Consider the following 2,500-nt stretch of genomic DNA (forward strand, 5'->3'; position numbering starts at 1 on the left):
GACGGAAAGACCCCGTGGAGCTTTACTGTAGCCTGATATTGAATTTTGGTACAGTTTGTACAGGATAGGCGGGAGCCATTGAAACCGGAGCGCTAGCTTCGGTGGAGGCGCTGGTGGGATACCGCCCTGACTGTATTGAAATTCTAACCTACGGGTCTTATCGACCCGGGAGACAGTGTCAGGTGGGCAGTTTGACTGGGGCGGTCGCCTCCTAAAGTGTAACGGAGGCGCCCAAAGGTTCCCTCAGAATGGTTGGAAATCATTCGTAGAGTGCAAAGGCATAAGGGAGCTTGACTGCGAGACCTACAAGTCGAGCAGGGACGAAAGTCGGGCTTAGTGATCCGGTGGTTCCGCATGGAAGGGCCATCGCTCAACGGATAAAAGCTACCCCGGGGATAACAGGCTTATCTCCCCCAAGAGTCCACATCGACGGGGAGGTTTGGCACCTCGATGTCGGCTCATCGCATCCTGGGGCTGTAGTCGGTCCCAAGGGTTGGGCTGTTCGCCCATTAAAGCGGTACGCGAGCTGGGTTCAGAACGTCGTGAGACAGTTCGGTCCCTATCCGTCGTGGGCGTAGGAAATTTGAGAGGAGCTGTCCTTAGTACGAGAGGACCGGGATGGACGCACCGCTGGTGTACCAGTTGTTCTGCCAAGGGCATAGCTGGGTAGCTATGTGCGGAAGGGATAAGTGCTGAAAGCATCTAAGCATGAAGCCCCCCTCAAGATGAGATTTCCCATAGCGTAAGCTAGTAAGATCCCTGAAAGATGATCAGGTTGATAGGTTCGAGGTGGAAGCATGGTGACATGTGGAGCTGACGAATACTAATAGATCGAGGACTTAACCATATAATATGTAGCAAATGTTATCTAGTTTTGAAGGAATATGCCTTCATAGTTTGGTGATGATGGCAGAGAGGTCACACCCGTTCCCATACCGAACACGGAAGTTAAGCTCTCTAGCGCCGATGGTAGTTGGGACCTTGTCCCTGTGAGAGTAGGACGTCGCCAAGCAAAAACCTAAGTCATTTTGACTTAGGTTTTTTTGTGTTTATTTTATTATTTTAAATTTAAAGGTAAGAATTACCTTTTCAAGAATATAGTCCAGATGTAAAAAGAATGTTTGTGATCTTACATAACCTTTTGTGCTTTTAAAGGATTTTACATTAGAAAAAATCTATAATTAAGGTAGTTAACATATATTTTTGATGGGTGTGGGGAATTATGAAAGAAATATGCATGTTATTAGTGGCTGTTATATTATGGGGTACAGCCATTGCGCCAACAAAATGGGCGTTAGAATCTATTCAGCCGTTTACTTTGTTATTTATTCGTCTTTTCTTTGCAGGTGGAATTTGTATGATATTCTCATTTAAGGAACTACAAAAATCAGTTGTACATAAAAAAGTTCCATGGAAAAGAATGAGTTTGTTAGCTTTTACCGGTGTAGCTGGTTATTTTATGTTTACATCCTACGGCATTTCTTTAACCAGTGGATTACATGTGAGTATTATAGATGCTGCGTTACCATTGGTTACAATTCTTTTTTCAGCACTCTTTTTAAAAGAGGAAATTCGATTGAATTATTGGATAGGAATTATATTGGGTGCTATAGGAGTACTCTTTATTACGATTCCATCTAAAAGTGCTAATCAAGAAGTGTCCTTAATAGGGGATATACTAATATTATTAAGTACTTTTCTATTTGCTTTCTACACAGTTTTGCTAAAACGACCAAAACAAGAACAGTATTTATCAAACGAGGTTTTTACAACATTAACTTTAATTATTGGAGCTGTTATTCTCTTACCGTTTGCACTGGTAGAAATTTTTTATTACGGTCTCCCAAAGGTTGAAACTTGGAAAACGGTACTTAGTGTAATATACCTTGTTATTGGAGCAACAATTTTAGCGTATTGGTTTTGGAATAAAGCGCTAGAGAGAGTTTCAGCATCAGTAAGCGGATTATATTTAAATGCATTACCATTAATAAGTATTATTACTTCAATTATTCTATTAAATGAATCTCTGACATGGAGAGTAATAATGGGAGCGAGTTTAGTCTTAATTGGAGTAGGATGGGCGGATAAGCAAAAGTTATGTAATCTATTAAAAGGTAACAAGGTGGAGAATAGAGACTGTTAAACAGTATGATTTATATAATTGAAATGTTAAAAAGATACCTTATATATGAGGTATCTTTTTTATTTAGCAAAGATAATAGACTAAAGTTAGTATGGATATTCTTTGCTGTATTTATATGTGTCGAAATCATTTTGAAATATTGTTTGGACAAGTTGTATACATTCAGTATCATAAAAGCTTTCAAAAGTTGGATGACGTGGAAATAAAGGATCAGTAATATCGCCTTCGCTAAAATTCCCTTTATAAATCATGGCGGGAGTTTGATGATGCCATGATGTTGAGAACTCATTTATTGGTGCGGTTTTTAATTCGAAACGCTTTTCTAATTCTTTCATTTCGTGATCGAAGTTTTCTAAG

2 protein-coding genes and 2 rRNA genes (2 of these 4 cut by a window edge) are annotated in these 2,500 nt (G+C 39.8%); 3 read left to right on the forward strand and 1 reads right to left on the reverse strand.

The annotated features are described in order from the left end of the window. The 3 genes from V7S45_RS01680 to V7S45_RS01690 all read left to right on the forward strand — a co-directional run. Window positions 1-847, forward strand: a 23S ribosomal RNA gene (locus V7S45_RS01680) (it extends 2,075 nt beyond the left edge of the window). Between the two features lie 49 nt (window positions 848-896). Beyond that, a 5S ribosomal RNA gene (gene rrf / locus V7S45_RS01685) occupies window positions 897-1,012 on the forward strand. Window positions 1,013-1,222: 210 nt separating this feature from the next. Further along, on the forward strand, window positions 1,223-2,143 hold the full coding sequence (locus V7S45_RS01690) for a DMT family transporter (protein WP_000658271.1): 921 nt from the start codon (window positions 1,223-1,225) through the stop codon (window positions 2,141-2,143). Between the two features lie 86 nt (window positions 2,144-2,229). Here V7S45_RS01690 and V7S45_RS01695 read toward each other — a convergent pair whose 3' ends face one another. Continuing rightward, window positions 2,230-2,500: the 3' end of a sulfotransferase family 2 domain-containing protein gene (locus tag V7S45_RS01695; RefSeq protein WP_000483018.1), read on the reverse strand. 521 nt of this gene lie beyond the right edge of the window; only the last 271 of its 792 coding nucleotides appear in the window; its start codon lies beyond the right edge, outside the window — the gene reads right to left on this strand; it ends in the stop codon at window positions 2,230-2,232.

The organism is Bacillus sp. BR3(2024) (genome assembly GCF_039134555.1).
Classification (GTDB): domain Bacteria; phylum Bacillota; class Bacilli; order Bacillales; family Bacillaceae_G; genus Bacillus_A; species Bacillus_A cereus.

Excerpts from the sequence above, each read along its gene's own strand:
- V7S45_RS01690 (WP_000658271.1), top strand. The coding sequence starts at position 1,223 with ATGAAAGAAATATGCATGTTATTAGTGGCTGTTATATTATGGGGTACA.